The organism is Nocardia higoensis NBRC 100133 (assembly GCF_000308595.1).
Taxonomy (GTDB): Bacteria; Actinomycetota; Actinomycetes; order Mycobacteriales; family Mycobacteriaceae; genus Nocardia; species Nocardia higoensis.
Map to the genome: position 1 here is coordinate 36,411 of NZ_BAGA01000086.1, position 22,433 is coordinate 58,843.

General features: G+C 68.7%; 20 protein-coding genes. 5 read left to right on the forward strand and 15 right to left on the reverse strand.

The window, feature by feature from the left end; genetic code table 11:
* Window positions 1-10: 10 nt before the first annotated feature.
* Genes ON26_RS15650 through ON26_RS15690 form a run of 9 tightly spaced genes read right to left on the reverse strand, consistent with a single transcriptional unit; the run spans window position 11 to window position 10,705 of the window.
* Window positions 11-2,503, reverse strand: coding sequence for an ABC transporter permease (locus ON26_RS15650; protein ID WP_040796885.1), 2,493 nt, complete (start codon window positions 2,501-2,503; stop codon window positions 11-13).
* Entirely contained in the window at window positions 2,500-3,204 is a 705-nt protein-coding gene (locus ON26_RS15655; protein ID WP_040796886.1) for an ABC transporter ATP-binding protein, read from the reverse strand. Before ON26_RS15655 ends, ON26_RS15650 begins: the two co-directional genes overlap by 4 nt.
* Window positions 3,189-3,860: a DUF6875 domain-containing protein gene (locus tag ON26_RS31650; RefSeq protein WP_051027109.1), complete on the reverse strand. Its 672-nt coding sequence runs from the start codon at window positions 3,858-3,860 to the stop codon at window positions 3,189-3,191. Before ON26_RS31650 ends, ON26_RS15655 begins: the two co-directional genes overlap by 16 nt.
* Entirely contained in the window at window positions 3,857-4,903 is a 1,047-nt protein-coding gene (locus tag ON26_RS15665; RefSeq protein WP_051027110.1) for a methyltransferase, read from the reverse strand. The genes ON26_RS31650 and ON26_RS15665 overlap by 4 nt, the downstream gene beginning before the upstream one ends.
* A 26-nt stretch (window positions 4,904-4,929) precedes the next feature.
* On the reverse strand, window positions 4,930-6,261 hold the full coding sequence (locus ON26_RS15670) for a cytochrome P450 (RefSeq protein ID WP_040796887.1): 1,332 nt from the start codon (window positions 6,259-6,261) through the stop codon (window positions 4,930-4,932).
* Window positions 6,258-7,370, reverse strand: coding sequence for a UbiA family prenyltransferase (locus ON26_RS15675; RefSeq protein ID WP_040796888.1), 1,113 nt, complete (start codon window positions 7,368-7,370; stop codon window positions 6,258-6,260). Before ON26_RS15675 ends, ON26_RS15670 begins: the two co-directional genes overlap by 4 nt.
* Window positions 7,367-8,410 (reverse strand): pyridoxal phosphate-dependent aminotransferase, encoded by a 1,044-nt coding sequence (locus ON26_RS15680; RefSeq protein WP_051027111.1) that lies wholly within the window; start codon window positions 8,408-8,410, stop codon window positions 7,367-7,369. Before ON26_RS15680 ends, ON26_RS15675 begins: the two co-directional genes overlap by 4 nt.
* Before the next feature lies 1 nt (window position 8,411).
* Window positions 8,412-9,650 (reverse strand): NAD(P)/FAD-dependent oxidoreductase, encoded by a 1,239-nt coding sequence (locus ON26_RS15685; RefSeq protein WP_051027112.1) that lies wholly within the window; start codon window positions 9,648-9,650, stop codon window positions 8,412-8,414.
* A 14-nt stretch (window positions 9,651-9,664) separates the two neighbouring features.
* Window positions 9,665-10,705 carry a polyprenyl synthetase family protein gene (locus ON26_RS15690; RefSeq protein WP_040796889.1) on the reverse strand — a complete coding sequence of 347 codons (1,041 nt, stop codon included), beginning with the start codon at window positions 10,703-10,705 and terminating at the stop codon, window positions 9,665-9,667.
* A gap of 205 nt (window positions 10,706-10,910) precedes the next feature.
* Here ON26_RS15690 and ON26_RS15695 point away from each other — a divergent pair, with 205 nt between their 5' ends.
* Window positions 10,911-11,342, forward strand: a complete 432-nt coding sequence (locus ON26_RS15695; RefSeq protein WP_040796890.1) for a helix-turn-helix domain-containing protein — start codon at window positions 10,911-10,913, stop codon at window positions 11,340-11,342.
* On the opposite strand, the gene ON26_RS15700 is transcribed toward ON26_RS15695, so the two are convergent.
* The gene (locus ON26_RS15700) at window positions 11,322-12,437 is read right to left on the reverse strand and encodes an FAD-dependent monooxygenase (protein WP_157171913.1); all 1,116 of its coding nucleotides are present in this window, start codon (window positions 12,435-12,437) and stop codon (window positions 11,322-11,324) included. The genes ON26_RS15695 and ON26_RS15700 overlap by 21 nt on opposite strands.
* A gap of 135 nt (window positions 12,438-12,572) precedes the next feature.
* On the opposite strand from ON26_RS15700, the gene ON26_RS32320 reads away from it, so the two are divergent.
* A complete protein-coding gene (locus ON26_RS32320; protein ID WP_157171914.1) occupies window positions 12,573-13,226 on the forward strand; it encodes an ester cyclase in 654 nt (217 codons plus the stop codon).
* Between the two features lie 1,047 nt (window positions 13,227-14,273).
* Here the strand turns inward: ON26_RS32320 and ON26_RS15710 are convergent.
* From ON26_RS15710 to ON26_RS15730, 5 genes are all read right to left on the reverse strand, one after another.
* Complete coding sequence (locus ON26_RS15710; protein ID WP_157171915.1) at window positions 14,274-14,681, reverse strand: hypothetical protein; 408 nt, start codon at window positions 14,679-14,681, stop codon at window positions 14,274-14,276.
* 306 nt (window positions 14,682-14,987) lie between these two features.
* A complete protein-coding gene (locus tag ON26_RS15715; RefSeq protein ID WP_051027113.1) occupies window positions 14,988-15,872 on the reverse strand; it encodes a mycofactocin-coupled SDR family oxidoreductase in 885 nt (294 codons plus the stop codon).
* Window positions 15,869-17,029 carry a thiolase family protein gene (locus ON26_RS15720; RefSeq protein WP_040796894.1) on the reverse strand — a complete coding sequence of 387 codons (1,161 nt, stop codon included), beginning with the start codon at window positions 17,027-17,029 and terminating at the stop codon, window positions 15,869-15,871. Before ON26_RS15720 ends, ON26_RS15715 begins: the two co-directional genes overlap by 4 nt.
* On the reverse strand, window positions 17,026-18,204 hold the full coding sequence (locus tag ON26_RS15725; protein WP_040796895.1) for an OB-fold domain-containing protein: 1,179 nt from the start codon (window positions 18,202-18,204) through the stop codon (window positions 17,026-17,028). Before ON26_RS15725 ends, ON26_RS15720 begins: the two co-directional genes overlap by 4 nt.
* A gap of 29 nt (window positions 18,205-18,233) precedes the next feature.
* Entirely contained in the window at window positions 18,234-19,700 is a 1,467-nt protein-coding gene (locus ON26_RS15730) for an aldehyde dehydrogenase family protein (protein WP_040796896.1), read from the reverse strand.
* Between the two features lie 229 nt (window positions 19,701-19,929).
* On the opposite strand from ON26_RS15730, the gene ON26_RS15735 reads away from it, so the two are divergent.
* The 3 genes from ON26_RS15735 to ON26_RS15745 all read left to right on the forward strand — a co-directional run.
* A complete protein-coding gene (locus tag ON26_RS15735; RefSeq protein ID WP_040796911.1) occupies window positions 19,930-20,637 on the forward strand; it encodes an SDR family NAD(P)-dependent oxidoreductase in 708 nt (235 codons plus the stop codon).
* Between the two features lie 45 nt (window positions 20,638-20,682).
* Entirely contained in the window at window positions 20,683-20,877 is a 195-nt protein-coding gene (locus ON26_RS15740; protein ID WP_040796897.1) for a ferredoxin, read from the forward strand.
* 9 nt (window positions 20,878-20,886) lie between these two features.
* Window positions 20,887-22,433, forward strand: a 1,547-nt coding sequence (locus ON26_RS15745; RefSeq protein WP_040796898.1) for a thiolase C-terminal domain-containing protein, incomplete at its 3' end; no start/stop codon positions are given.

Consider the following 22,433-nt stretch of genomic DNA (forward strand, 5'->3'; position numbering starts at 1 on the left):
CGAACGGCACTCACTCCGCGGCGACAGCCGCGATGACATCGAGACGGGCGGCACGGATCGCGGGCGGAACCGCGCCCGCGATACACACCAGCACCGCGATCACCGTCGACCACAACGCGACCAGGTCGAGTTCGTAGAGCACCTCGATCCCGGTCAGCACGCTCAGCACCCGATCGGCCAGCAGGTGCACGACCGCACCACCGATCAGCCCCATGCCACCACCGACAACGGCCACGGCGAGGGCCTCGACAAGAATCAGTCGGCCGATGAACGGCCGACCGGCGCCCATCGCCCGAAGCACACCGATCTCCCTGCGACGCTGGACGACCGCGAGCAGCAGTGTGTTCATCACCGCGAACGAAGCGAGCAAGGCGACTATCCATTGCAGACCGACCGCGAAGATTCCGGCCTGATCGATGTTGAACAAGCTGTAGGCGTAGGCGTCCTCTCCTGTGGAGATTTTCGCCTCGGTCCCCAGTGCGCTCTGTAGGCCGGCGCGTACGGCGGAACTGTCCGTGCCGGACGCGAGCGTCACCGACAAGTAGCTGGAGCCGGGCCGGTCGAACCACTCCCGCATGGCGTCGAGATCCATGGCGATCACACCCGCATCGACCGACAGGTATCCGAATTCGCCGAGCACGACGGACTCGCGTGTGCCGGTCGGCGTACCGACGGTGATCTCCGAGCCGACCGAGACACCGAGCCGGTCGGCCAGTAGGCGGGAAACGACCACGCCGCGTCCGGCCAGCACGTCGGCACGTACCTGCGGGGGCAACAAGTCGGCGATATTGGCGGTACCTTCGGTGAGCCCGGCCACCTGCACCCGATGCTCGCCGAGGGTGACGTACGCCCACTGACCGCCCGCCACCTCCGCGACTCCCTGGCCGGCACGTACCCGTTCTTCCCAGGTCCGGGGCAGGATCGTGGTCGGGAATCCCTCCTGACCAGCGACGGTTATCAGCAGGTCGGTGCGGCGCAACGGATCGAAGGTGCCGCTCGCCGACTGCACCAGATCCCCGAGAGCTCCGTTGACAGCGATGCCGATGGTGACCGCGATCCCGACGGTCATCGCCGTGGCCCAGGTGCGCCGGGGCGCACGATGGATCGATGCGGCGGCCATCCGTCCCGACGGTCCGGCCCAACGGCCGAACCAGCCCGCGATCGCGACGATCGGCCCCGCCGCGGCCAACCCCAGCGCGAGCAATCCGCAGGTGAGCACGGCGACGGCCGAGACAACGAACAGATCGCCGACCCGCGTCGCTATCACGGGCGTGAGCGCCATGCAGACCAGCGCCACGAGAAATGCCCAGCATCGCAGGCGAACCGGGATCGGCTCGCCGGGAGCGATGGACGCGGTCCTCAGCGCCTCGCTCGGCGCTGTCCGCGCGACTTGATGGGCGGCGATCAACGAGGCTGCCACCGAAGTCACGATGCAGATCGCCGCCACGGCCGGATACATCCACGGCGAGAACTCGAACTCCAATCGCGCCGAGACGATCTGCAGCAGGAAGGCGGGCGTCCGATCGATGGCCCAGTGTGCGAGCAGCAGCCCCAGCGGTATGCCGATCACGGCGGCGGCCACTCCCGTCAGCGTCGCCTCCACCAGTAGATCCGAGACCACCAGCCGGCGCCGGGCCCCGACTGCCCGCAGCATGGCGATCATGGGGCGGCGTTGCGACACGGCCATCGTCGTGGCGTTGAACATCAGGAACGCTGCCACGACGAACGACACGGCGGCCACCAGCAGCGTGACGCTGCGGGTGAGGATGAGCGCGTTGCGCACCTGTTCGGAGTGCAGATCGCCGGAGGTGACGAGCGCTCGGTTGTCGATCGCCGCGGCGATTCGAGTCCGGAGATCGTCGAGGTCGGCGCCGTCGTCGGCGACGACGTATACCGCGTCGACCTGACCGGTACGGCCGGAGATCTTTTGCGCCGACAGCAACGGAGCGATGACGAAATGGCCCCCGTTGACGCGGGCGGCGAATTGCGCGGGCACGACCGCCGCGACGGTCGCTTCGTGATCCTGGAACCGGAAGCGCTGTCCTACCGCCACATTCATCTGGGCGCCGACGACGACGGCGTCACCGGCAGTCAGCAGCCCCGGGGCCAACCGCAACTGCGACATCAGCGCGGCCTGCAAAGGGGACCTCAACTGCGCCAGCGAGGGATCGACGCCGATGATCGTGACCGGGTCGGGTTCGGCGACGGTGCGTTGCAACAACGGCACCGCCGCCCGCACACCCGGCACACCGGCGATCTCGTCGCGCAGCCGCATGTCGAAGCCGGTGTCGGCGAAGCCGAGCACCGCCAGGTCCGAGTCGCCCGCGATACTGCGATCGAGCGCGCGCGCCGAACCGATCAGCGACGAATAGGTGGCGACCACGGCCACCACCAATGCCGCGGCCACCCCGAGTACTCCGACGAGCGCTACAGTGCGCCCACCGTGCGCGGTGACATCACGCCAGGTGAGTACCCGCAGACGGCTGATGCCCCCGCCGATCATCGTGCCTCCGCGGCAGGCGCTCCGGTATCGGAGGTGACCCTGCCGTCCATGAGCGTGATGATCCGGTCGGTACGCGCCGCAGCGGCGTGGTCGTGAGTGACGAGAACGACCAGTCGGGCCGACTCACCGCTGTGGGCCAGGTCGCCGAGCAGGTCCAGAATCGCCGCACCGGTTCGGCTGTCGAGATTTCCGGTCGGCTCGTCGGCGAGGATCAGCGGCGGGTCCATCATGAGGGCGCGGGCGATCGCCACGCGCTGCATCTGTCCGCCGGACAATTCGGCCGGTCGGTGGGCGGCACGCTCGCCGAGTCCCACCAGCTCGAGCAGCCTGACCGCCTCGGTGCGGGCGCGGCTGATCCGCCTGCCTGCCAGCATCTTCGGTAGCGCGACATTCTCCCAGGCCGACAGCGTCGGCATCAGGTTGAAGTCCTGGAAGACGAATCCGACGGTGCGCAAACGGAAGTCGGCCTGCTGGGCATCGGTGCGATAGCTGATATCGGCGCCGCCGACCAGCACTTGCCCCGATGTCGGTGAATCGAGTGCGCCCAGAATATGCAGCAAGGTGCTCTTCCCCGCGCCGGACGGGCCGACGAGCGCGACGAATTCCGAGGCAGGCAATCGCAGGTTCACACCATCGAGGGCACGCACCGTCTGGCCGCCGATCCGGTATTCGCGGACCACATCGATCAGCTCGACTTCCACGACGCCTCCTTCTGGACGAACTCGCGCGCTCGGGGCGGCGGTGGGCTGTATCGCACGCGGGCTTGCTCGTATACCTCGCGCAGAGCTGCGGTGGTGCGCCGATCACCGTCGAAGCGATGGCCGAACCGTCGCCGGTATTGCGCGAACCAGTCCGGGTCCTCGCGCAGGAACAGGATGTCGTGCAGTGCCATGTGCCGGACCGCGAAGAGTGGGAGTGGTGCGGTGTTGACCGCGAGGCGACGATTGTGCACCGACGGCTCCGGGCACTCCGGGTGGAACTGCCCCACCATGATTCCCGTCGCGACGACGCGAGGTTTGGCCTGCCGGTGGGCCTCGTCGATCAGCCGCCAGTGGGTGCTGGGCAGCCCGGTGACCACCACCACCAAGGCGCCGAGCTCATCGTGTGAGCGAGCCTGCCAGGCACGGAACCGATCGGAAATCTCGAGAACGAGATCCACCATCCGGCCGAGCTCGTGCGGGCCCTGCCATCGATGTTCGAGGACCATCAGAGTTCCGGACCTGTGAGCCGCGACGGCGAACGGGCAGATCGGTCCTTCGCGGCCGAGTTCAGGGTGGGGACTGCCGATCCGCTCGACAAGCCAGCGCGAGATCCGGGCGGCCACCTCGGGGTCGGGTTCACACAGCCGGTAGCTCATCCGCCGCTCTCCAGTCCGCCCGCCGTCGACTCGATGACACAGCTGCCGCCGATGCGGGTGACGCCGGCGACGGTCAGACCGGCGGCGGCATGCAACTTCTCGAAGTCGGCGAGAGTGCGTTCACGGCCGGAGGTCACTGTCGCCATGTAGAGGTTCATGACCGACGACATCAGCTGCTCCGCTGTATCGGACTCCGGCTCGGGTCCGTCGAAGCCGTGCTCGATCAAAGCCAGGCGCGCACCCGGCACCAGGACTTCTCGACAGCGGGTGAGGACAGTGGTACAGGCCGCGTCATCCCAGTCGTGGCAGATGTGCCGCATGACCACCAGGTCATCCGGACCGAGCGTCAGGTCCAGCGGATCGAAGAAGTCCCCGACGACGCATTCGCACCGCGAATCCAGCCCGTGCCCGGCAAAGCGTGTTCGCGCCCGCTGGACCGCCACCGGGCGATCCAGCAGCACCCCGGTCAGGGTGGGCAGGCGCCGCAGCAGCTGGGCGAGCAGGAATCCGTCGCCGCCGCCGATGTCGATGACGCGGGTGCAACCACGCGTGGCCACCAGATCGGCGATACCGTCGAGTTCGAGCTCGAGGCCGCGCGCCTGGGAATCATCGAAGATCGCGCGCAGCCGTATGTCGCCGTCGATCTCCTCGAAAAAGGTTCGGCCGTATCGGGAGTCGAAGGCCGGTCGGCCGGTGCGGAGGGTACCTTCGAGCCCGTCCCACGCGCGGCCGACGCGTTCGCGCACCAGCAGTGCGGTGGGCAGCGCCGAACCGGGCCGGTCGGCACACAGGTAGCGCCCGCGATCGGTGAGTTCGACCTGGTCGCCCTCGAGACTCACCAATCCGCAGGAAGCCAGCAGGCGCAGCAAGTCCGTGAGCCGAGGCGCGACGAGCCCGCAGCGGACCGCGAGATCATCTACTCGGCATGGCGACTCGGCGATCTGCTCGGGCAGACCGAGAGCGGCGAATGTGCAGACGGCCTCGGAGATCAATCGGCCGTAGATGAGCAGCCGCACCGCGAGCGCGTCGGAAGCATCGCGCACAGTCGTGTTCCTCCTGCGAGATTCTGTCATGGGATCCGCACCGGCAGACCGCCTTCGAGGACCGGCGCCAAGGCCGATCGCTCGCGCATCGACCAGCCGCCGGGCAGCTCGGGCCGGAAGCGTCGCAGGACGGTCGCCAGCAGGTACGGCGCCAGCGCGTAGACGAGCTGGGATGCCAGGCATCGGTGCGGCCCTGCCCCGAAAGGCAGGTAGACCAACGCGGACCGCCCACCCGTCGACGCCGGATCGTGGAAGCGCGCGGGGTCGAACCGATCGGGCTCCGGCCACCAGCGAGGATCACGGTGAATGACCGCGACCGGGAAAACCAGCGGCACTCCCGCCGGAACCAGGTATCCACGGGCCGTGGACGGCTCGGCGGCGATGCGGACCAGGGGCGCGCTGCCCTGCAGACGCAGTGACTCCTCGAAACATGCCCTGGCCCAGCGCATCGCGCGCACCGACGCCAGGGTCCGGTCGGTGAAGTCGAGAACCGCACACTCGTCGTACAACCGCGACAACGCTTCTCGGTCGGCCAGCACCCGGGCGAAGGTGTGTGCCATGGCCGCGGTCATCGCGCCGTACGAGGTAGACAGCAACAGTACGAGCTCGTTGGTGATGTTCAGGTCATCGGCGCGTGAACCGTCGCGCGAGTGCGCGTTCAGCGTCGCCGACAGCAGGTCGTCGTAGTCGCCCCGCTCGGTACGACGGCGGCGCACCCGGGCCGAGACGATGCGGTAGAGCCGCAGGAAGGCATCGGGCCGGGTGCGATTCGGACCGCGCAGCAGATTCGGGAGGTCACCGGTCAACCGGATGAAGCCGAACACCGATGTCGCCTGCCGCAGACCCTGATCGACCACCGCGACCTGTGCGGGCGGCAGCGGGTCGGTGAACAACGCCGCCAGCATGCCGGTCAGCAGCAACCGGGCCATCACCTGTTGCAGATCGACGATGTCCTTGTCGCGGGCCGCGTCGATCTCGGCATCCACGCGCGCGTCGACGGTGTCGGCTATCCGGCCGAACGTCCGGGTGAGGGCGGCGCCGGCGAACAGAGAGGCCATCGAGCTGCGCTTTTCCCGGAAACGCGCGCCCTCCTGAAAGGCCACACCACCGACGAGGTTGTGCAGGGGCAGCCGGTAGCCGATCTTCTGGAAGCGGCCGGAGGTGTCGTTGAGATACGTCGCGGCGTCCTCGGGATGGCCGACCAACACGGCGTCGCGCACGGGCAGCCGGACCCGGCAGACATCGCCGTACCGGTGCAGCGTCTCCCGCAGGAACGTGCCGCGGTCGCGCGAGTACGAAATCAGGGAACCGACCAGGGGCGGACCCGGTGGCCCGGGAATGTGGTCGAGCCTTCTCATGAGATGGAGTCCTCCTCGGTGCGACTGTCCAGCCGCAGCAGGTCCGCGGCCACGGTCAACGCGGCCCCTAGTGCGACGACCACGAGGCCGGCAGGCGTCGGCTCGACGAGCAGGATCAGCGAGGCGAGGAATCCGGTGGATATCAGCATGTCCGTGCGCAGGACTTCGTTGCCTTCGCTCATGGACTCGGCCCGGATCAGCCGCACTCCCTGCCAGATGATCAGCGGCAGCCACAACAGCGCGAACAGGACCCGAACCGGGAAGGCGCCCGCGATGACCGGTAGCGCGATGCCCGCGTACACCGCCACCGTGACGACGGCCGCTCCCCGCGCCGCGCGGGTTCTCGAGCCCCATACCGTCGCCGAGGTGGCCAGCCGGACATCGGCGTCGCCTGCGAAGTCGGGCACGTTCTTGACCAGGCCCTTGGCGCAGAACCACACCAGCAGGTACAGGCAGGCGAGAATGAACGCCGGATCGGTGACCCGGGACCACACATCCGGCGCCAACGCCACGATCGCACCGAAGGGATAGGCGACGACGGTGGCGAACAACAGGATTCCGAGCACAGGCCGCTCCTTGAGCCGCAGTGGCCGCAGCGAGTACTGGTGCGCACCGACGAGCGCGAGGACAATCACGCCGAGGAACAGTGGACCGGCAAAAGCCGCCGTGGCCAAGGTCAGTACACAGAGCGCGGTGGTGTGCCACAGCAGACGCGTCCGGCCGTAGCCGATCAGGTGGTAGACCCGCATCGGCATATTCGCGCTGTCCTCGCCGATGTCGGAGTAGATATTGAACAGATTGGCGATCATTCCGATCGCGAAGAAGGCGGTCGCCCCGAGCGTGGCGTGCAGGCTCTGGCCGATGCCGGCGAACTGCAGACCCAACTGGAAGGCGAAGACCATGGGGACGCAGGTGCGCGGTCGGGAGAAGGCGAGGAAGATGCGTGCGCGGTCACGTGCGCGCATGCGCGAGCTGCCGTCACCGGAGCGACGGGCAAGCCAGATCCGCTCGGTCAGCGGCAACGCCAGGAAGTTGTCGAAGGACATCCGCGCCGGGTGCAGTTGATATTCGGTGAGTGCATCGGCGGCAACGGATTCGGGCACACTCATCCGGTTGCCCCTTGTTCGGCGGCGAACGCCTCCAGTACGCCCGACACCGCCGCGACGGATTGCGCGGTGGCCGCGGTGATCCGGATACCGAGGGCCGGGTACTCACAGACCGAGACGCCCCGGGCGGCGAAGGCGGCCGACAGGGGCGCCGTGCCAACGGTCGGCAACCAGACGAAATTGCCGAAGGAGGCGGGCGCCGGATATCCCGACCGCCGGACCACCGTGAGTAACGTGTCGCGCACCGCGCGCACTTCGGCGACTCGCTCGGCGAGTTCCCGTGGATGCCGCAGTGATGCGATGGCGGCGAGGGAGGCCGACGACCCGATGTCGTACGCGACCATTTCCGCGCGCGCCGTGCGCAGGAAGTCCGGCTGCCCGACGGCATATCCGACGCGCAGTGCGGCCAGACCGTGCGCCTTGGAGAACGATCTGGTCAGCACGAGATTGGGGTGGCGCGAGGTCGCCGCCAGGATCGCGGCCGGTTCGTATCCCTCGTCGAAGTCCAGATATGCCTCGTCCAGGATCACCAGCACCGTCGGCGGCACCATCCGCACGAACGCTTCCAGCTCGGCCGCCCGCACCACTTCCCCGCTGGGGTTGTGCGGCGAGGTCAGAATGACGGCGACAGTGTTCCGGTCCGCGCGCACCGCAGCCGCCATCGCGTCCAGCGGCTGCCAGCCGCCCCGGCGCCCCGCGACCGGCCGCGGGTCAGCTCCCGCGGCACGGACGATCGCGCCGTAGCCGGTGAAGCCTGGCGTCGCGAACGCCACCGTCGCCTCCGGCCGCCGGACCGCGCGCAGCACGGTGATCAGCGCACCCGTACTGCCGTGCCCGGGCAGGACGCACGTCTCGGCGACACCGAGATCCGCCGCGATCGCCGCACCCAGCTCGCGGGCCAGTGGATCCGGATAGCAGGCGAGGTGGTCTATCTGCGCTTCTACCGCCGCCCGCACGCCCGGCAGCGGCCGATAGGGAATCTCGTTGCGCGACAGATTGAATCGCATCCCGGCGGCGGTGCGGGCAAGGGCTACGCCGACCATGTCACCCCGCGATCCGCCGGGCCGGACCAGCGCCGTCCGCGGGCAACTCGACGTCACCGTCCGTGTAGCCCGCAACCGCGGACGGCCCGTACAGCGCACCCACCGCCAGCCTCCGGAACCACGAATGATCGAACATCCCGAAGGCGAGACCGACCATGAACGGATTCCCCCCGATCCGGTAGCCGAGGCGGGCGGCCGCGTACTGCGCGCCGTACCGCCTACGCAGAACGCGCTGATAATTCGCCAGATCCCGGGGGCCCTTACCGCCGAGCGCCTCGACAGCACACAACGAGGCCTCCATACCGGTCTCCAGCGCTTTGGAGATTCCGCCTCCGCTGGAGGGCTTGATCGCACCGGCCGCATCGCCGGCGAGCAGCAGGCCCGGTCGCCACGGCGGCCACTGGGTGAAGCCCATCGGAAGTCGCCAGGCCTGGATCGCTTTCGCGCGGCGCAGTTCGTCGAGTTCCGGCAGACGCCACATCGGCGGCAGGGTCGCCATGAACTCGCCCAGGACGGCGGCGAGATTGGTCTGACGCCACTGCCGGAAGGTGGTCAGATAGCCGACCCCGACATTGATCCGGCCGTCGCCGAGCGGGAAGACCCAGCCGTATCCCGGGATCGGACGATCGTTCGGCCGTAACGGCATGTGCACCTCGAAACACGGATCGGCCGGGCGCTGCGCGGGCATCTCCGCACGTACGGCGACCGCGGTGGTGCCGGTGATCCTGGTGCGCAGGCCGAGTTTCTTCTTGATCGGCGAGTACGCGCCGTCGGCGGCGATCACGACATCGGCGCGGATCACCTCGGTGCCCGCACTGCTTCTGACCTCGATTCCGGTGACGAGGTCGGCATCGACCACCGGTGCGAGCGCCTCGCAGCACTGCCGGATCTGTGCGCCCGCGCCTGCGGCGTGCTCGAGGAGCATGGCGTCCAGGTCGAGCCTGCGAGCGGTGCGGGCGAAGTCGGGAATCCCCGCCCGGTGCGGCCACTGCACCTGCCAACTGCTGTTCCCGCGGATCTTGACGTATTCGATGGCGTAGAAGCGTTCGAGTTCGTCGCGCAAGCCCATCCGTTCGAGCATGCTCAGGCCACGTGGCGTCAGCCCGTCGCCGCACGGCTTGTCGCGCGGGAACTCGGCCTTGTCCACGCAGATCACCGAGGCGCCCGCGGTCGCCGCTTGCCAGGCGGCCGCCGCTCCGGCGGGACCGCCGCCGACGACCGCGATGTCGTACTTCTTCATTCGCTCCGCTTTCGTCAGCAGGTTCGGGTTGCGATGAATGTGAACAGGCGCCCGAGCGCGGTGCGCACAGGCCCGGGGGCCATGCCTTCCAGCAGCGCATGTGCCTGCTCGATATGTGCCGCCATAGTCGCTTCGGCCCGCACCAAGCCGTCCGTATGCCGGATCAGATCTATTGCGCGCCGCGTCGTTTCGTCGTCGTCGAAAGGCTCGGCGAGCAGCGCGGCGAGATCGCGGGCAGCAGGCGTGTCCTCGTCGAGCGCATAGATGACCGGCAGTGTGGCGACACCTTGGCGCAAGTCGAGGCCCTGGGGCTTGCCGAGCCGGTGGGTCGGGACGGTGAGATCGATGATGTCGTCGGCGATCTGGAAGACAACGCCGAGCAGATCACCGACGCGCTCGAGGGTGTCGACGGTCTCCGGCGGCGCTCCGGCCGAGGTCGCGCCGAGCCAGGCCGACAAGCTGATCAACGAGGCGGTCTTCTCCTGGACTGTGCGTAGGTATATCTGGGAGTCGTAGCAGCCGTCCGCGCGCGATGCCTCCCGCATCTGCCCGGTGACCAGCATCGTCACCGTCTCGTACATCTTCTCCAGCGCGCTGACGTGTTCGGCGTGACCGAGCAGCAGGTGTCCGGCACGGGCGATGAGATAGTCGCCGGAGAGAATGGCGACCGTGTTCGACCAGCGGGTACTGACGGTCGGGACGCCCCGGCGGGTCACACTCTCGTCCATGACGTCGTCGTGATGCAGCGTCGCGAGATGCAGCATCTCGACGGCGGCAGCCGCAGCGATCACACTCTCGTCGGCCGGCCGCTCACCGAAGTGCGCACCCAACGTGGTCACCAAGGGACGGAACCGCTTTCCTCCCGACTTGAACAGGTGCATGGCCGGCTCGGCGAGGAAGTCCTCGCCTTCGGACAACGATGCCAGCAGCAGGGTCTCGATCCGGCCCATTCCGTGGTGCACCGAGCGCGCCAGCATCGGATCGTGGCGGCAGATCTCGGCGATGTGGGCGTTGTCGACGCCCCCTTGCGTCTCGTCCCGGAACTGAACAGTCATGTGGCACCCCCGGCGCAGGACTTCGCGTATGTCACGGTCCCGCCTCTCGATCTGTTATGCCACAGCATAGCTCTTATGCCACAGCATATGTGCGGAGGTTTTCCTACACTGTGTTTCAGCTCACAAATCGCTGCGCGGTAGCATTTCGGTCTCCTGGAAGCATCGAACTCCGCGGAGCGCGACCCGAGTCAGCAAGGAGTGCGATATGGCCGACGGCGCCTTCTCCGACCGGCTCGAGTACCTGTTCCGCACGATGCCGAACCCCGACGGCCGCCGCTACACCGCCGACGAAATCGCGCGCCGCGCAACAGAAGCCGGGTATCCCATCTCCGCCGTCTACGTATCCCAGCTGCGGTCGGGGCTCAAGCAGAACCCGTCCCTCAAGCACGCCGCAGGCCTGGCCGCAGCCTTCGGCGTGGACATCCGGTTCTTCACCGACGAGCAGGCCTGGCAGCAAGGCAGGCAGGAGATCGAATACCTGCGGCTGAGCACGGCGCCGGACCTCCAGGCCGTCGCGTTCCGCGCCATGGACCTGTCACAGCAATCCCTGGCCTCCCTCATCGACTACCTCAAGTTCCTTCGCGTGCAGGAGGGCCTTCCCGCCGACCCGCCCGACCTACCGGAAAGACCGTCCTGACCCCTCGATAGGCGGCCGCCATCGACCGATCGCCCGCGCGCTCCCGAGCCGCAGCAGGCGCAATGTCACAGCATCGGGCGTCGCGGACAGGACGGTGTCCCGCAGCGCCGCTACCGCGGCCGAATGCGGCCCTGTCAGCAACATCCCGTGCCGGGCGAGCGCGCCCATGACCACGGTGCGATTGCGTCGGGCGACCGAATACCGGCGTAGATCCGGCGCGTACCCGGCCAGCACCACCGCATCCTCGAGTGCCTGACACGCCCCCTGCCCGAGAGTCGGGATCATCGCGTGCCCCGCGTCCCCGACCAAGGCCACCCGCCCGTGCCAGAGGCGACGCGGTACGGCCACCTCGAGCAATTCGTGGCAGACCATCCGGTCACGGCCTGCCGCGATCAGCGCAGGAACGGGGTCGGGCCAATCAGAGAAGTACTCCAGCGAGGCGAAACCGTCCCGGGCTGCGGCATACACGACCGTCCGGTCGCCTGCCATCGGAATCACGCCACACTCCGCGCCTGTGCCCCAGACGAAGCCGATGCCCTCCGATGCCGGAGTGTCGAGTATCCACCGCCAGGAGGTGATCCGCGTCGTGCGGGCCGGGCCGGATCGCGGCCACAACAGCTGCCGAACCCTACTGTGAACACCGTCCGCGGCGACGACGAGGTCGTATCGGGAGGCCTCGCCGGAGCTGGTGCGCACCCAGCCCTCCGCGTCCACGTATTCCACGCGCGCGCCCAAGCGCACGCAGTCCGGGGGCACGGCGGCCTGAAGTATCGCGATCAGGTCGGCACGGTGGATCGCGACGAGGTTGCCGACGAAATCGTCGAGGTGCGCTTCGATCAGCACTCGTCCGCGTTCGTTGCGAACCGTGCACGGACGACTACCGACCGCGTATTCGCGCACGCGATCCCCGACACCGAGCACATCCATCGCACGTAAAGCGTTCTCCGCCAGAAAGATGGCCGCGCCGACCTCGGTGAACCGCTGCGCCTGTTCGTAGACGGTGACATCCCAGCCCGCAGCTCGCAGCGCGATGGCCGAGCCCAATCCGGCGATTCCGCCGCCGATCACGCCCGCCCTGCCGCGCTCGTCCGACACTGTTCCTCCTGGCGGTATCTCTCACGCTGGCGACAGCTGTCACACGATGAACCCGTTGCCGTGCCACAGCATACAGATTATGCTGTGGCACGGCGCAATAGGCGGCGTTCGATGAAGCAATCGGAGGGACCGACGATGAGCACGGAGACGGCCGACCTCGAGCCGACATTGGTTTCGGGCATGACTTCTGCCGAACTGGCGTGCGCACTACCCGCCCTGGCCACGGCGTTCACCGAGGACGCCCAGGCGCAAGCGCTGGTGTGGCGAGACTGGCTCAGCCGCTGGATCACCGCGTGGGACCACTACGACATCGAAGCCGTGCTCGCTCTCATGACCGATGACGTCGTGCTCGAGGACCCCGGGCTGTGCGGGCAGCCGGCCGTCGGCAGATCCGAACTGCGGGAAGCCGTCACAACGCTTTTGCGCGCGTTTCCCGACGTGCGATGGGAGATCGCGGGCACCCCGCATCTGGCGATCGCCGGAACCGGGGTAGCGATTCCCTGGCGCATGCGCGGCACCTTCGCCGGAGACATGGGCGGCGGTTGCTCGCCGTTGGGCATCGCGCCGACCGGACGACGATTCGACAACCACGGCATCGATCTCTACGAACTACGCGATGGTCTGCTGTGCCGATGGACGAGCACCTTCGACCTTCTCGACCTCGGTAGGCAGTTCGGAATGCTTCCCGATCCGCGAGGACGGCTGTTCCGATTCGGAATCCGGATCCAGCGATCCATCGCCCCGCTGTTGCGAACCTGGTACCGGTTCCGCGACCACCGCGCCCGATGACCACACCGCACGATCGGTCGCATCGACATCGGGAGCCCGAATCCGGGCCGGAGGGGTGCGGAACAGTCGCGCCGCGGCGAGTTCATAGGCGGCGTGCCGGAAATCGCCGCCGGCTGCGGCGACGATCGTGTCGTGATCGAGTCCGTGCACCGCTGCCGTCGCCGGATCCGCCCGTTGCAGCAAGCGCAAACCGTCACTGACTTCGATCAACATGTCGGTCACACGGGTTTCGGCCCGTCTGCTCATCGGCGCGCGGAAACGCACCTGCGGATAGCGCCCGGTCAGCCATTCGTGCAGCGGCGCGAGCTGCCCGGCATACGAACGGGCCAGACGCGTGCTGCGAAGCGTGCCGAGCGTGACCGGACCGGTCGCCCCGACGACCAGCAGCGTGCTCATCCCCAGTTGTAGCGCAGTCGTCAGATATTGCGCCCACTGCGGCGGCATCGCGGGCCAGGTGACCGCGACGACGATCACCCACATCTCATACGCGGTCAGCATCGAGGCGGCACCGGCGAGTGCGCTCATCAGCCCCCGCCGCCACTTGCGCTCCTGCCTCCGGGCGCGCACCGCCACCCCGGCCAGAGTGACCAACGCGGGGATCATCACCACCGCTTGGATGATCCAGTAGAGCTGCATCCACGGCTTCCCGGCGAACTCCCGGGCGAACCCCGCCCCGTACGGTTGCTGCGGCGATGCGACGAACAGCGCCACCAGCACGGCCGCGGCCGAACAGTAGAACACGACGATCACCATCGGCCGCAGATGACCAGGCGCCACGGGCGAAAGCGTTCGCCTCCAGTACAGCGTGGTGGTCGCGACGGCGGCCAGCACACACAGGTGACTGAGCAGGTAGGCCGAATTCATCCGAACCGCCGCGAACGCGGCCTCGGCCGGCGGCGTGAGCAGCAGGTAGCTCAGCGCGATCATGACCAGGATGCTCAGCGGTGTCCGCTGCGCGCGGGCGCCCTGCAACGCGAGTTGCCGCGACAGTGCGAACACCCCTGCCAGGATGAGGACCGCCACGACCGCGACGAACTGCGCCATCGGCTATCCGATTCTGGTCCGGGGAAACCCCAACCCAGCCCGCAGTTCCGCGGATGCCCCGGTCCCGATGTCGCTCCACAGAATGGTGCGCAGGGTCCGCCGGGCAAAGGTCTCGGCCTCCCGTTCACAACTCGTGTCGTATGCCGACCGATATCGGATGTGGGCGAAGTGGCCGATCGCTTCGGGACCGATGACCGAACACAACGCCCGACCGCTGTCGACCCTGTGCTCGACGGTGTCGTGGCCGAACAGGATATGACCGGCCTCGTGCAGCACGGTATTGATGCGAGCGATCTCCGGCAGCCCGGCATCGTATTCGATGACATCGCCCGACTCGGTGCGCAACCATCTGCCCGCCACGGCCGGCGGCAGTTCGGCGCTGGCCGCGATGCGGATCGGAACCTTGCTCACCACGGAGATGATGCGGCCGAACTCCGACAGTGTGAACGGCTGCAGGCGCGCGGTACGGCGTTGGACCGCCAGCAGCGTGCCGCGATCCGGGCGGCTGCCCGCGGTGACCTCCCCTGCGGCCGCGGGCGGTTCCTGCCCGGAGCCGGCCCTCCGAAAACCTGAGCCACGGAATCCGATATCGGCTCACCTCCCAACGTCTCCTGTGGAACGTTAAGTGGTGCAATGGCTTTCCGCATCATGAGCAGCCTCCGCGCACGACACCGGCGGGCCTTCGCGCGAGGTCGTCGGCCTGCTCGCCGTGAGCCGTCAGGCCGAAACGCCCGCCCCGGGCCCGTACCCGGCGCCCACACTGTGCATCGGGGCGCTCAGGCCGCCGTCCGCGGCGATGACGCTGCCGGTGACGGCGCCGCTGTCGGGCCCGGCCAGGAAGGCCAGCACCGCGGCGACCTCGGCGGGATCGAGCACCCGGCCGGTACGCGGAAGCCCACGCCGATCGCCCCCGGACTCCCGGTAGAGCCTGGCGCATTCGGTGAGGATGGTCGTCGCGGTCGCACCCGGGCCGACCGCGTTGGCGGTGATGCCGGTGCCGCCGAGCTCGGCGGCCAGCGCGCGGACCATGCCGACGATCCCCGCATTGGCCGCGCAATAGGAGGCCAGCATCGGCACGCCCTCGATGGCCGCGGCGGACGAGACCGCGAGAAAGCGGCCGGAGCGCGGAACCGGGCGGGCCAGCAGAGCGGGAATGGCGGCGCGCGCCAGATTCGAGACCCCACCCAGGCAGATATCGAGCACGGCGCGTTCCTGTTCGGCCGGCATCTCCCACAACGGCATCCCGCCTGCGATGACGCCTGCCGCCGATATCGCGGCGTCGAGCCCACCCCAAGTGCCTACGGCGAACTCCACCGCTGCGCGCAGGGCGTCCGGATCGCGCACATCGGCGACGAAGGACCGGACCGCGCCGCGTCTGCTCACCGATCCACCCGCGCGAGTGGCCACTTCGGTGAGGTCGGCGGGTGTGGCCATGGGGTAGCGCAGCACCGGCTCGTCGGCGACACAGTCCACCGCGAGCACCGACCAGCCCCGTGCGGCCAGCCCGAGCACCGTCGCGGCCCCGATGCCCCTGGCCGCACCGGTCACCAGGGCGACCCGTCGCTGTTCTCCGGCGCAGATCGGCGCTCTCGCCCGTGTCATCGGCCCGGCCCCTCGAGAATCGTCACGGCGGCCACCGCTGTCGGACCGCCGAGATTGTGCGCCAGACCGATCCGCGCTCCGTCGACCTGATTCGACGCCTGCCCGCGCAACTGCTCGAACAGCTCCACGCACTGCGCCACGCCGGTCGCCCCCGGCGGATGCCCTTTGCTCTTGAGCCCGCCGCTCGGGTTCACCGGCAGCGCACCGCCCACCGAGGTCGCCCCGGTCTCGAGCAACTTGCGGGCTTCGAATCGATCGGCGAAGCCCAGGTCCTCGTAACTCATCAGCTCGATGCCGGTGAAATAGTCGTGCACCTCGGCGACATCGATGTCCGAGGGCAGCAGCCCGGCCATGCCGAAGGCGCGCCGGGCGGCCCGCACGGTCGCGGGGAAGCTCGTCATGTCCCGCTTGTGCTGATACATCACCGAATCCAGCCCCAGCCCGACGCCGCGCACCCACACCGGACGATCGGTGTACCGGTCGGCCACGTCTTCGGACGCCAGGATCAATGCCGCGGCACCATCACTCTGGGGCACGCAGTCGTAGACGCCGAACGGATCGGCCACCACGGGCGCGGACAAGGCCTGCTCCACGGTGATCTCGAACCGTAGTCTGGCTTTGGGATTGCGCGCCCCGTGCCGGTGGTTCTTCACCGCGACCATCGCCAGATGCTCACGGGTGGCGTGTGATTCGTAGAGATAGCGGTTGACATGCAGGGCGAAGCCTGCGGGGGCGAACATGCCCAGCTGCACATCCCAGGTCTTGTCCCGGTTGAGCGACTCCCACTCCCCCAGCAGATCCTTCTGCGCGGTCTCGCGCAGCTTGTCCGCGCCGATCACCAGGGCGACATCCACCGCGCCGGACGCGATGGCGTAGAGCGCGTTACGCACCGCGTCGTTGCCCGTCGCGCAGGAGTTCTCGATATGGGTCACCGGCAGGTCGGGCAGGCCGAGGGCATCGGCGAGCACACCGGCCGGGAATCCGTCGGTGGTGCCCATCGCCCCGAACCAGGCGGCCTCCAGATCGGCGAGCCGGAACCCCTTGTCCACCGACGCCGCACAATCCGCGAACGCCATCGGCAGCAGATCCTTGATCCCCAGGGCGAAATGCTCGGCGAACGGGGTCATCCCGGCGCCGACGACAGCCACACGTCTCATGACGCCTCCGTCTCCGGTTCGAACGCGTATCCGTAGTCGGGCACCCCGGAGCGCACCGCCACCCGCCGCAACACCATCCGGCCCCGGTCACCGATCCCGACCGCGCCCGGGTCCGCGCCGGTGACCCGTGCCAGCGCCCGCACTCCCACGTCGTCCAGTTCGACGAGGACGAGTGAATACGGAGTCTTCAATCCGGGCACCGGGATTCGCACCGTCGTGGTGGTGTACACGGTGCCGGTGCGCGGCAGCGGCACCAGGTTGTAGCCGGTACTCAGCGTGCCGTCCTCGGCCAGGCGATAGCGCGGCGGAAAGTCCAGCTCCTCGCGGCCCTCGTGACGCCCCGCCTCCCAGCGGACCTTGGCCTCGAAAGCACGATCGTAGGCCGCCAGCGAGATCGGCAGGTCGGCGGCGGGAAGGAAGTCCCCCTCCGGGAGCGGACGCGCGGGCGGTTCCACCCGGCGCACCTCGACCGGCCCGGGCACCACCGAGATCCCTGACAGATTCGCCTGTTCCACGCCCACCAGCAGCCCCGCCGCGCCCCACTCCGACATCGACGCCAGGGCGAACAGGCCCGCACTCGCACCGAGGGTCGGCAGCCGTGGCGGTTCGCTACGGCACAGGCCCGCGGCCTGCTTCTCGTCCACCCCCGCCACCGCGACCGGGGTGTCCACCCAGGCCGCCGACAGAGAAGCCACCAGCCCGCGTTCGCGCAGCAGCCGCGGATCGCCGTAGTCGTGCACCGCGCCCACCGCGTTGCGGGTCCGCACCGGCAGGCTGCGCGTCACCCTGGCCGCCGTGCGGACCTGCGCCCCACCGTGATCGCTGACGTAAGCCGCCGCCGCGCCCGCGGGCTCGGTGTCGACGCCGATCACCAGCGTGCGCGGGCGCGCCGAACTCAGCGCGTCGAGCGCCGCGGGCGCGCCACCGAGCCGTTCGATCACCTCCAGCTCGGGATCCAGTCCGAGCCCGGCCAGCAGGACAGCGGCATTGCTGCTCTCCGTCAGCGGCAGATCCCGGCTGACCAGCACCACCCGCTCGACCGGCTCACCGGCCGCCACCGCCGCTCGGCCCGCCTGCACCGCGAGGGTGACCGCGTCCTCGTCGTCGCCGAGCACCCGGCTGCGCGCACTGCCCCAGCACGGCAGATAGGTTCCCATCGAGATCACGCACGGCATGGCCGCCTCCTGTCCTCGCCCGGTCCGCCTCAGCCGACGACTTCGGCGAGCGTCTTGGATTCGAGGAACTCCTCGAGCCCGGCCCGGCCCATCTCCCGGCCGATGCCGGACTGCTTGTAGCCGCCGAAGGGCGCGTCGGGGTGGAAGTAGTTGCCGCCGTTGATGCTGAACGTGCCGGTGCGGATGCGCCGGGCCACCGACCTGGCGCGCTCGGCGTCGGCACCGAACACTCCGCCGGAGAGTCCGTAGATCGAGTTGTTGGCGATGCGCACCGCGTCGTCCACGTCGTCGTAGGGGATCATCGCCAGTACCGGCCCGAAGACCTCTTCCTGCGCGATCTCGCTGTCGGGGTCGACATTCGCCAGCAGCGTCGGGGTGTAGAAGAAGCCCGGGTCGATCTTCTCGCCGCCGGTGACCAGCGTCGCGCCATCGGCGACCGCCCGGCGCACGAGTGCGTCGACCTTGTCGCGCTGCCGCTCGCTGATCAGCGGGCCCATGTAGGTCTTGGGATCGCCCGGATCACCGTAGGAGACGTGCGCGAAGTTCGCCGCGACGAGCGCGGCGATCTCGTCGTGATCGGCGCGCGGCACCAGCAGCCGAGTGGTGAGGGCACAGCCCTGACCGGCGTGGGTCACCACGCTGAACGCCGCGAACTGCGCGGAGGTCCGGTAGTCGGCGTCGTCGAGCAGGATCAGCGCGGACTTGCCGCCGAGTTCCAGGAACACCCTCTTCAGGCTCTGCCCGGCCGCCGCCATGATCTGCTTGCCGACCGGCGTCGAGCCGGTGAACGACACGACGTCGACATCGGGATGGGTGGTCATCCGCCTGCCGGTCGCCACATCCGAGGATGCCAGCACGTTCACCACGCCCGCGGGGATATCGGTGTGCTCGGCGATGATCTCGCCCAGCGCGAGCGTCGACAGCGGCGTGTCGGGAGCACCCTTGAGCACCACCGTGCAGCCGGCCGCCAGTGCCGGGGCGAGCTTCGCCAGCGCCAGCTGATGCGGATAGTTGTAGGCCGAGATCGCCGCGACCACGCCCGCGGCCTCCTTCTCCACCCAGCGCTGATGCTTCTGCCCGCGAATCTCCACCGGGCCGAGATCCTCGCTCCACTCGTAGCCTTCGAGCAGCTCGGCGTAGTACCGGACGATCTCGAACGGCGTCTCCAGCTGATTGCCGTGGGTGAGGATCCGGGTCGCGCCGACCTCGGCGATGGTCAGTTCGCGCAGTTCCTCGACGTTGTCGCGCAAGGCTTTGTAGAGCTGCTGCAGGCAGCGTGCTCGCAGGGCGTGATCACGCGACCAGCCGGTGCTGTCGAACGCACGCCTGGCGGCAGCGACGGCGGAATCCACTTCGGCGACACCGGCTTCCGGTGCGTAGCCGTACACCTCGCCGGTGGCGGGGTTGATCGAGGCCAGCGTCGCACCGGTTTCCACCAGCCGGCCGTCGATCAGCAGCCGCCGTGCCACCGCTACCGCCCGTTCCTGCGTCGACATCCCGTCTCCCTCGCCTCATGGAAATTACATTCTCGATTTCGGAGAATGCTACCTTTACGCACGGCGCCGGGCATCGTCAATCCCGAATCCGACGATCCGCCGACCCGCCGCGCGCCCACATCTCTTGCATCCTGCAATCGTATGAGAGTACGGTTCTCTCATTCCGCAAATAGTGTTCTTGCGAGCGAACGCGGCCGGGCTGTCGTCGGCCGGAGAGGGGATCCCCGCCGTGAAAACCGCACTGGTCACCGGAGGCGCGTCCGGCATCGGACTCGGCATCGCCCAACGCCTGCGCAGCGACGGATATCACGTCGCCACACTGGATCTCGCGCCGCCGTCGGAGGAAGAGTTCGCCTACCGCGCCGACGTCTCGGACCCGGAGCAGGTCGCCGCCGCGCTCGAGTCGGTGCGCGCCGCGCTCGGTCCGGTCACGGTGCTGGTCAACGCGGCGGGCGTCGACGGCTTCAAGCGCTTCGCGAACATCGACTACACCGAATGGCGCCGGGTCATCGACGTCAATCTCGACGGCGTGTTCCACACCATCCAGGCGGTCCTGCCGGACATGCTGGCCGCCGAGTGGGGCCGCATCGTCAATATCTCCTCGTCGAGCACGCACTCCGGCCAGCCGTTCATGTCGCACTATGTCGCGGCCAAGTCGGCGGTCAACGGACTCACCAAATCGCTTGCGCTGGAACTGGGCCCGTCGGGCATCACCGTCAACGCGGTGCCGCCGGGCTTCATCGACACCCCGATGCTGCGCCGCTCCGAGCAGGCCCGCAAGCTCGGCGGCTCGGTCGAGGACCACATCCAGCGCACCCCCGTGCGCCGCATCGGCAGGCCGGAGGACATCGCCGCCGCGTGCGCGTTCCTCATCTCCGAGGAGGCCGGCTACATCACCGGCCAGATCCTCGGCGTCAACGGCGGACGCAACACCTGACCCGGCTCGCGCCGTCCGACATCACCCCCCGCCAGAGGAGCCATCGTGAAGGTCCACGTCGACCAGAGCCGCTGCCAGGGTCACACCCTGTGCGCGATGATCGCCCCGAAGCTGTTCGAACTCAGCGACATCGACGGACACTCGACCCCGGTGCACGAGGACGTGCCCGAGGACCAGCGCGAGCAGGCGCGCGAAGCCGCGCACTCCTGCCCCGAACGCGCCGTCACCATCACCGAGTAGAGGTGCCCGATGTCCCGAGCCGACAAGCCGGAACCCGGCAGGCCGCTACCGCAACTGTCCCTGGACACCGAGTTCTTCTGGACCTCGGGCGCCGACGGGCGACTGCGCGTGCAGTGCTGCCGTGCGTGCGATGCGCTGATCCACCCGCCACAGCCGATCTGCCGCTACTGCCGTAGTCACGACCTCGGCATTCGTGCGCTCTCGGGCGAGGCGACGCTGGCGGGTTTCACCGTCAACCACCGCTTCGCCCTCCCCGGCCTGCCACCGCCGTACGTGGTGGCACAGGTGGCGCTGGTGGAGGATCCGCGAGTCCGGTTGACCACCAACATCATCGACGCCGCCCCGGACGCCCTGGCGCTGGGCATGCGACTCGAGGTGGTTTTCCAGCAGGAGGACGACGTCTGGCTGCCGCTGTTCCGGCCGACCGCCGAACAGCCCGAGCCCGCGGCCCTGCCGATCGACGAGATCGCGCCCGAGCGCTTCGGCGAATACGTGCGCCCGATGGTGCGGCAGAAGAAGTTCGAGGACGACGTCGCGCTCACCGGCATCGGCATGTCCAGGCTCGGCCGCAGGCTCATGGTCCCCCCGCTGGAGCTGACAGTGGAGGCGTGCGAGCGCGCGGTCGCCGACGCCGGCCTGACGATGGATCAGATCGACGGTCTGTCCTCCTATCCCGGCGGCGGCAATATCGGCGGCTTCGGCGAGGGCGGCATCGGCGCCCTCGAAGCCGCCCTCGACATCCGGCCCACCTGGTACAACGGCGGTATCGAGACCTTCGGCCCCGGCGGCTCGGTCATCGCCGCCATGCTGGCCGTCTCGGCCGGATTGGCCCGCCACGTCCTGTGTTTCCGCACGCTGTGGGAATCGACCTTCGCCGAGATGATGAAATCCGGGCGCATCACGCCCTCCGGCGGGCGCACCACCAACTGGATGCACCCCTTCGGCGCGACCTCGGCCGCCCACACCCTGGCCCAGAACGCGCAACGGCACTTCCACCGCTACGGCACCACCCGCGAAACACTCGGCTGGATCGCGCTGAACCAGCGCGCCAACGCCGCCCTGAATCCGACCGCGATCTATCGCGACCCGATGACCATGCGGGACTACCTCGACGCCCGCCCGATCACCACCCCCTTCGGCCTCTACGACTGCGATGTCCCCTGCGACGGCGCGATCGCGGTGATCGTCTCCGCCGTCGACACCGTCGACGACCTGGCACAGCCGCCGATCCTCGTCGAGGCCGCGGGCACGCAGATCATCGAGCGCATCGAATGGGACCAGAGCACCCTGACCCACGAACCGCAGGTCCTCGGCCCGGCCGCGCACCTGTGGTCGCGCACCACCCTGCGCCCCGAGGACGTCGACGTCGCCGAACTCTACGACGGCTTCACCTTCAACTGCCTGTCCTGGATCGAGGCGCTCGGCTTCTGCAAGATCGGCGAGGCCAAGGATTTCCTCGACGGCGGCCACAACATCGCCCGCGACGGACTGATCCCGATCAACACCCACGGCGGGCAGCTCTCCCACGGCCGCACCCACGGCATGGGCCTGCTGCA

Bases quoted from the DNA above. Each gene is read 5' to 3' on its own strand.
- ON26_RS15650 (WP_040796885.1), bottom strand. From the start codon at position 2,503: ATGATCGGCGGGGGCATCAGCCGTCTGCGGGTACTCACCTGGCGTGAT.
- ON26_RS31650 (WP_051027109.1), bottom strand. From the start codon at position 3,860: ATGAGCTACCGGCTGTGTGAACCCGACCCCGAGGTGGCCGCCCGGATC.
- ON26_RS15670 (WP_040796887.1), bottom strand. From the start codon at position 6,261: ATGAGAAGGCTCGACCACATTCCCGGGCCACCGGGTCCGCCCCTGGTC.
- ON26_RS15675 (WP_040796888.1), bottom strand. From the start codon at position 7,370: ATGAGTGTGCCCGAATCCGTTGCCGCCGATGCACTCACCGAATATCAA.
- ON26_RS15680 (WP_051027111.1), bottom strand. From the start codon at position 8,410: ATGGTCGGCGTAGCCCTTGCCCGCACCGCCGCCGGGATGCGATTCAAT.
- ON26_RS15685 (WP_051027112.1), bottom strand. From the start codon at position 9,650: ATGAAGAAGTACGACATCGCGGTCGTCGGCGGCGGTCCCGCCGGAGCG.
- ON26_RS15690 (WP_040796889.1), bottom strand. From the start codon at position 10,705: ATGACTGTTCAGTTCCGGGACGAGACGCAAGGGGGCGTCGACAACGCC.
- ON26_RS15695 (WP_040796890.1), top strand. From the start codon at position 10,911: ATGGCCGACGGCGCCTTCTCCGACCGGCTCGAGTACCTGTTCCGCACG.
- ON26_RS32320 (WP_157171914.1), top strand. From the start codon at position 12,573: ATGAGCACGGAGACGGCCGACCTCGAGCCGACATTGGTTTCGGGCATG.
- ON26_RS15715 (WP_051027113.1), bottom strand. From the start codon at position 15,872: ATGACACGGGCGAGAGCGCCGATCTGCGCCGGAGAACAGCGACGGGTC.
- ON26_RS15720 (WP_040796894.1), bottom strand. From the start codon at position 17,029: ATGAGACGTGTGGCTGTCGTCGGCGCCGGGATGACCCCGTTCGCCGAG.
- ON26_RS15725 (WP_040796895.1), bottom strand. From the start codon at position 18,204: ATGCCGTGCGTGATCTCGATGGGAACCTATCTGCCGTGCTGGGGCAGT.
- ON26_RS15730 (WP_040796896.1), bottom strand. From the start codon at position 19,700: ATGTCGACGCAGGAACGGGCGGTAGCGGTGGCACGGCGGCTGCTGATC.